The sequence below is a fragment of the Sphingomonas sp. Ant20 genome (assembly GCF_000783375.1).
Classification (GTDB): Bacteria; Pseudomonadota; Alphaproteobacteria; order Sphingomonadales; family Sphingomonadaceae; genus Sphingomonas; species Sphingomonas aerolata.
On sequence record NZ_JRVI01000034.1, the window covers coordinates 42005 to 49302 of the forward strand.

Below are 7298 nucleotides of genomic sequence, written 5' to 3' on the forward strand. Positions count from 1 at the left end.
GCCAGCCCGCGCCCTGCTGACGCCGGGCCTGTTCGGAGATGTAGTCAGCCGACGTTAACGGATTCCTGCTTCCGTCCATATCGGGGAACCGAAGGCTTGGGTCTCGTCGGACCGGGAAGGCTTCTTCACCTGCGCAGCTGCCATGAGTAAGCTGGAGCGATGTCGTTTTCCAACCTCATGACAGGCCGGCAGGGCGAGAAGCGGTTCAGCCTGCTGTGCAGCGAAGCCGAGGTGAGTTGCACCAAGTCTGACGAGGACGACAACGGCTGGGACATGCTCATCGAGTTTCCGCCCGAGGCTCAGCCGAAGATCGCGATCGATCTGCGACAGACCCAGCGAATAGCCTCCGTCCAGATCAAGACGACGAAGGGCGATGGACGCACCGTCTCTCTCAGTCTGTCGAATGCCCTGCGATACGCGCGCTCGCCACTGCCGACCTTCATCCTGCTCGTGGTCCTGCGCGACGGCGAGGCACGCTACTTCATCCGGCACGTCTGGCTGGCGGAGATCGCAGCCTGGCTGAAGGCCGGTCGCGAAGCCGACGCGCTCGGCGTCGTCGCCGTCCACCGCGAGACCGTACGCTTGGCGTTCGATGAGACGACCGAAGTTCCAGCCGCAGGACTGCTCGACTGGATCGCGCAGGCTATCGCGAGGATCCCGTCGTACGCCACTGCAAAGGAAGGGATCGTCCGGACCATCGGCTTCGAGACGACCACCGGCAGGGGACTGGTGACCCTGCCAGCGGGCGGACGCCGCGACGTCCTGGACCAGATGCTGGGACTGAAGAGCGGCGTCAGGGCGAAGCGCTTCACCTTCACGAGCGAGCGCTTCGGCGTCCGTGCCCGGCAGCCGGAGATCGACGTGACCGACGTCCTCTTCGAGCTCATCGCCGAGGGCGAGGCGGGGACGCTGGCAGCCGAGTTCCCGAACGGCGCACGGCATGTCGTAGCGGCGAAGGTCTTCGACGCGTCGTTCGATCATCTCCACGCAATCCGCGTGGTCACGCCATGCCTAGAGGTCGTGCTGGGTCCACATGACGAGACCCGTGCGCACGCCCATCTCGAACGGGAGGCGATGGTCTCGCCATCCGATGTCGCGCTGTTCGCAGAGCTTCAGGCGACTTCGCCCGGCAAGAAGGTCTCGCTCGAGGCGGAGTTCGGAGGCCGCACCGTCGATCTCGGAGCGATCGCCATGACCAGGGCGCAGTCCGCCGAGAGCTGGAAGTTCCTCGTCGCCGCGATGCGGATCGTCCGGATGGTCGCGGCCGACGCCGAAAGACCGGTCCCGCACCTGAGCATCGCAGAGGTCCACGACGCCTGGCAGGAGATCATGGTGACGATCGCCCTCGCCGGGCAGGGACCCGCGATGATCGACTTCGACCGCGCGTCGCAGGTCCCCGCGAAGGTCGGCGCGTTCCTGGCGTACTGCGACCTCTCGCTGGCGAACGCCAGGATCGGCATCGTCGCATCGCGGCCGATCATGCTGGACCGCATCAAGCGCCGGCGGCGGCAGATCCACTTCGGGCCGGCACACATCCTGTACGGCACGTTGGACGGCGGCGACGGGGAGCGGACGGTCGAGGCATATCGGCGGCACCTGCAGCGGCTCTCACGATCGGGCGGGGTCTTGGCTCTTGGCGACCTAGGCCAGATCACGACCGACGCGTTTCGGGATCTTCCTCTTCAGCTCGATCGACCGACCTGACCCGCTTCCACAGGTGTCGTACGGCCGCAATGGCGGATTAGGATTTCCTCTACCGGAGCCCCGTCCTGACGTTGCGAACGTCCGCTTCCATCCGTACGCAGTTCGCGGAGACGACGATGACGAGCGATGCAGGGGAAGCACGGCAGTCCGAAGCGAAGGCGAACGTCGGATCACCCGCGCGTCTCGTCCGCCCTCGCTCAAGGCGCCCGTCCCGACCGATGCGATCGCACCGGCTGGAGGGAACCGCTTCGTGAGGTTCATCGCCGACGGTCCCGATCTGCCAGGCGATCTTCTCGATGCGCGCGACGAGGGTCAGGTCGTTTTCTTCTGCGGCGCCGGCGTATCCCGCCATCAGGCCGGAGGCCCGAGCTTCAACGAGCTTGCCGGCAGGGTGGTCGACGAGCTCGGATCGTCGCGCACGAGCCCCGCGCGTCGCCTGATCGAGCTCGCCGGACGAATCGATCCCATCCCCGGAGCCGGCGGCATCCCGCCGGCCGACCGCATATTCGCCTTGCTCGAGCAGGAGTTCCCCGTCGAGGACGTGCGGCGGGCCGTAGCCCGCTCGCTCGAGCCGCCCGGCGTGCCCGGTCTCGCTGCCCACCAGGCGCTGATCGACCTGTCGCGCGCACCCGACGGCACCGTCAGACTCGTCACGACCAACTTCGATCGCGTGTTCGAGCTTGCCGATCCGTCCCTGCGGGCAGTGGCGCCACCGTCGCTGCCGGATCCTGCGCGCACCGGTGCGCTGGCAGGCGTGATCCACCTCCACGGCAAGGTCACCCTCGACTACCGGGGACCCGACGGACCGGAATTCGTCCTCTCCTCCGCCGATTTCGGACGCGCGTACCTGGCGGACGGCTGGGCGACGGCCTTCATGCGTTCGCTGATGGACCGGTACCGCATCGTCTTCGTGGGCTATTCCGCAGACGATCCGCCAATGCAGTATCTGCTGGAGGCGCTCAGCACCGGTGTCAGGCCGGGCCGGCTCTACGCGCTCCAGGACGGCGAGGCGTCGCGTGCGACTTCACTTTGGCGTCACAAGGGGGTGACCGCCATTCCCTTCGACACGTTCTCCGGCCTGTGGACGACACTCGACGCCTGGGCGGGCCGCGCTCGCGACCCGGACGGCTGGCGCCGGGACGTCGCCGCCATGGCCATGCGGGGACCCAGGAATCTGCTGCCGTACCAGCGCGGGCAGGTCGCGCAGCTGATATCCTCGCGTCTTGGCGCCAGGATCTTCGCCGAACACGAGCCGCCGCCGCCGGCCGAGTGGCTCTGCGTCTTCGATCCGCAGGTCCGCTTCGACAAGCCCCGGATGACGAGCCTCGACGGCTCCGCACGAGAGGACTTCGATCCGTTCGCAGCCTACGGCCTGGATGGAGAGACGGCTCCGCCTCGCGATCAGGATCGCCACCGGTCCGCGACGGTTCCGCAGAGCAGCTGGTCGGCGTTCGAGGCCGTCTCGGGCGAGCGTCCGGCCGGCAGAAGCGCCGTCCCGGTGTCGCTGCGGGGGCGTTCCTCGACCGACGCGCCGCAGCTGACGGAGCGGCTTGCACGCCTCGCAGGCTGGTTCGGGCGGATCGCCGCCGATCCCGTCGCGCTATGGTGGGCCGCCGGGCAGGATGCGCTTCACCCGGACATGACCTTCAGGGTCCGCCACGCCCTGCTGCGCGACGACGTGCCGGCCGCCGTGCGCAGGGGATGGCGGCTGCTGCTCGCGGCGAGCGAGGAGGCGGGGGATGCGGGACGGAGCGTGTACGACCTGCAGCGCGTCGTTCAGGCCGAAGGATGGTCGTCGCTCGCGGTAGCCAGCCTCGTCCGGATCGAACGCCCGCGTCTGACCGTGCAGCGACCGATGACGGCGCCGGTCGCCGCCGCTGCCGCCGGCATTCGTCTCGTGGATGCCGACGTGGCCTACGCGCGGCACGCCGATCGCCTCGAGGTTCCGCCCGAGCATCTCGCGGACTACGTCGACGGCGTCCGCCGCAACCTTCTGCTCGCCAGCCGGCTCGAACAGGCCGTCGGCGGCTTCGCGCTGACCGGGCTGGCTCCGTTCGCGCGATACGAGCTGGGGCCAGGCGAGTTCCGGATCGGGGTCTCGGACATCTCCGCCCTGATGTTCCGCTTCGCGGCGCTCGTCGCACAGCTGTACGAGACCGCACCAGATCTGGCGCTGGCCGAGATCGGCAGCTGGCGGAACGCGCACGGCACGCCGTTCCGCAATCTGCGGGTGTGGGCCGCGGGGCAGCGGCAGCTGACGGACCCTGCGCAGGCCGCCGCGATCGTCCTCTCCCTGGGTTCCGACCTGTGGGACGGACGGCTTGAGCGGGATCTGCTCATTACGCTGACGGCGCGCTGGACGGAACTGCCTGAGGACGCCCGCGGCAGCATCGAGGCCGCGATCCTCGCAGGACCGGAGCCACGGGAGGGGACGGCTTCCGATGCGTTCGAGCCCTATCGCATCAACTCGGTCCTGCGACGTCTGCACTGGCTCCGGCGCGAGGGGCTCCAGACGACGTTCGATCTCGGTCCGCTGATGACGAAACTGGCTGCACGGCTTCCCGGCTGGAGCGAGGACGACGCTTCCGAGCAGCTCGACCGCAACCCGTCGCGGGGCGGTCAGGTCTCGGCCGACAAAACCCACGACCGGCTCCTCGAGGTTCCGCTTGACCAGGTGCTGACGACTGCCGAGGAGGGCGCGGGGCGGCGGCGCGACTTCCTCGTCGAGGCTCGCCCGTTCCGCGGCCTTGCCGAAAGCAGGCCGGTCAGGGCCCTGGCCGCACTGCGACGTGCCGCCGCTCGCGGAGAGCCATGGGCGTGGGCCTGGAGCGATCTGTTCTGGTCGGAAGCACGTCGGGCGGATTCGCCGCGCCTGCGCTGCATGCTCGCGAGGCGGATCTGCCGCCTGCCGGACGCGGTACTCGCAGAGAACGTCGGCGCGGCGACCTACTGGTTCGCGACACGCTCGGAACCGGTCTGGCGGCAGCACCGCGATCTGCATCTCGCCACGTGGCAGCGGCTGGTGGAGGTCCTCGCGCGGCATCCGGAGGCGGGAGCTTCCGGCGTCGTCGTACAGGGCGAGCACGAGTGGATCGGCGAGGCCATCAACGCGCCCGCCGGCCGGCTGACCGAGATGCTGTTCGCCGAAGCCGACTGGAGCGGCGACCCGCAAGCGCTGCCGGGAAGTTTCCAGGAACGCGCGACCACGCTGCTGTCTCTGACGCAGGAGCCCCGTGCGCATGCCGCCGTCCTGCTCGCGGGCCAGGCCAACTGGCTGTTCGCAAAGGATCGCAGGTGGACGGAGCGGAACCTCCTGCCCCTCCTTGGCGGCGCGCGGGACGATACCGCCGTCGACGCCGCGCTGGTCGGGCTGCTCGCGCTCGAGCAGCAGCTCCTCGACAGCCTGTTCGTGCTTGTCCGGCCGCTGCTGCTCGGGCTTGTCGAGGACGGGGCCATGCCGTCCCGCCAGCGGGATCAGGCCATCGGCCACCTTCTCACCGCCTGGTTCGGCACCCCAGTCGGCGATGACCCGACGATCGCGTCCGCCGACCTGAGGGAGGCGCTTATCGTGACCGGCGAGCACCAGCGCCTGGCGGCTCTGCGTATGGTGGGAAACTGGGCGGAGGCTTCGGACGCGTGCGCCGCCCGCATCGTCCAATTCGTCCGCGACGTCTGGCCGCGCCAGCTGGTCGCTCGTAGTCCTGCGGCATCGGCGGCACTCGCCACGCTGGCGCTCGGCTCGGGCGACCGCATGCCGGAGGTCACCGCCGCCGTGCTGCCGGTCCTCGGCATCACCGCCGACCAGGTCGACGTCTTCCCCCGCAGCGGCGAGGGCGACGACGAGGAGGTCAAGCGCTACCCCCAGGAGTATCTCGCGATCCTTCATGCGATCCTCCCCGAGGATGCAGGTCTATGGCCCTGGGGGGTGCCGCCCGTCATCGAGCAGCTTGCGGGCATAGGGGCGCTCGCCGGCGATCCTCGTGTAGCGGAGCTCAGGAGGCGCATGGCGTAGGCATGAGAAGCGGTAGAACCTCGTTCCCGCGACGGCCCGGCGGGCCGGGCTGCGCCAGCGGGAGGACCTGAGCGATGGGGGTCAGTGTATGCCGGGTCGTGGATCGCCGGCTATCGACCAGCGGTGTTCAAGTAAGCGCTCCGCGCCTACTCCCGCGGGCTCGATCCGGTGCCCTGATCGACCTGCGCGGCCTCTTCCTGCTACGGCGCGACGGCGCGATCGTCTTCGAGGGAGCGCTGGACCAGAGCCTGATCGACCCCTCGTCGCTGAGGCCGACCGCCGTTGGGGAGGTTCTGACAAGGGCGACGATGCAGCCGCGTACGCCGATCTGAAGGGGCGACGTCGTACTGAAGCGGCTGCTGCATCGATCGGTGGCCGTCCGCTCGCGCTGTAGCTCGCGGCCAGCGCCTCCCCTACGAAAATCGAAGTCGAGCAGCTCGTCGATGCGTCTGAGCAGGTGACTGGTAGGCACATGAGCGTCAAGCCGGAACCCGTGAAGCAATGCGCCTTGCTCATCTGTCGAGCCATCGTGCGCATAAACTCCTGACGCTTCTCAGGCCTGAATGATGTCTTCGTAACTGTCGCGACCAGCTGTTTGTGAAAGGTCGTGGGCGTTATGACACCATATCGAATGTTACTCTGAGCAGCCGCGTGCACGTTTTCAGAAAAAACGAGTGATCGAGCCACAGCGACAACCGCGGGGACGGTTTTTTCCACCAACCCCATTTACGCCCTGTGCAACTTTCGCTAATGCGAGTCCATATCAATAAAAAGGGGAACATCGTGCTGGCTGGTACTAAGGCGTGTGGACATTTAGCGCATAGCGATTTTCAGGGCGGCGAGGTTGATCATGGCTCGGTAGCTCTCATCGGTTTTCTCGTATCGGGTGGCGATCCGGCGAAATGTTTTGAGGCTGCAGAAGAAGTTTTCCACGAGATGCCGCCAGCGATAAGCATGGAAGTCACAGTCGATGTTCTGCTTCCGGTTCGATTTTGGAGGGATCACCGCTACCGCACCTCTATCGTTGAGTTCCGCACGCAACCAGTCAGCGTCGAAGGCCTTGTCGCCGAGCAACATACCGAATTCGACGTCTTTAATCAGCGGGCTCACTCCGACGAGGTCGTGGCTTTGACCGGGCAGCAGAACGAAACGCGCCAGGTTTCCCAGCGCGTCCACCAGCGCCACGATCTTGGTGGTCAGACCGCCGCGTGACCGTCCGATCGCCTGACGTTGAGTCCCCCCCTTGCGCCGGTGCCCTGCTGGTGGACCCGAACAATAGTACCGTCGATCATGGCATATTCGAAGTCACGATCGCCGGATAATCGCTCGAATAGAAGATCGAAGACCCCTTTGTCGCCCAGCGACGAAAGCGACGAAAATTGGAGTTCCAGTTACCAAAGCTCTGCGGCAGATCTCGCCAAGGTGCTCCCGTTCCGGCGATCCACAGGACAGCGTCCAGGAACTTGCGATTGTCCGCAGCCGAACGGCCGCGATCACCGACCTTACCGGGCAGTGCGGGCGGACCCGTTCCCACTGCTCGTCGCTCAATCCATGTCGATCCAAGATGACGCTCCCTTCGTCA

At 67.2% G+C, this 7298-nt stretch carries 2 protein-coding genes and 2 pseudogenes (1 of these 4 cut by a window edge); 2 read left to right on the forward strand and 2 right to left on the reverse strand.

Features of this window, described 5'->3' with window-relative positions; all coding sequences use genetic code 11:
- The first annotated feature begins 159 nt into the window (after positions 1–159).
- The gene (locus tag NI18_RS06610) at positions 160–1704 is read left to right on the forward strand and encodes a hypothetical protein (RefSeq protein ID WP_037528919.1); all 1545 of its coding nucleotides are present in this window, start codon (positions 160–162) and stop codon (positions 1702–1704) included.
- A 250-nt stretch (positions 1705–1954) separates the two neighbouring features.
- Positions 1955–5716 (forward strand): SIR2 family protein, encoded by a 3762-nt coding sequence (locus tag NI18_RS25525; protein WP_037528920.1) that lies wholly within the window; start codon positions 1955–1957, stop codon positions 5714–5716.
- Between the two features lie 813 nt (positions 5717–6529).
- On the opposite strand, the pseudogene NI18_RS23080 reads toward NI18_RS25525, so the two are convergent.
- Both NI18_RS23080 and NI18_RS23085 read right to left on the reverse strand, forming a co-directional pair.
- Positions 6530–7279: pseudogene (locus NI18_RS23080) on the reverse strand (IS5 family transposase).
- A gap of 16 nt (positions 7280–7295) precedes the next feature.
- A pseudogene (locus NI18_RS23085) lies at positions 7296–7298 on the reverse strand (IS3 family transposase); it runs 1202 nt beyond the window's last position.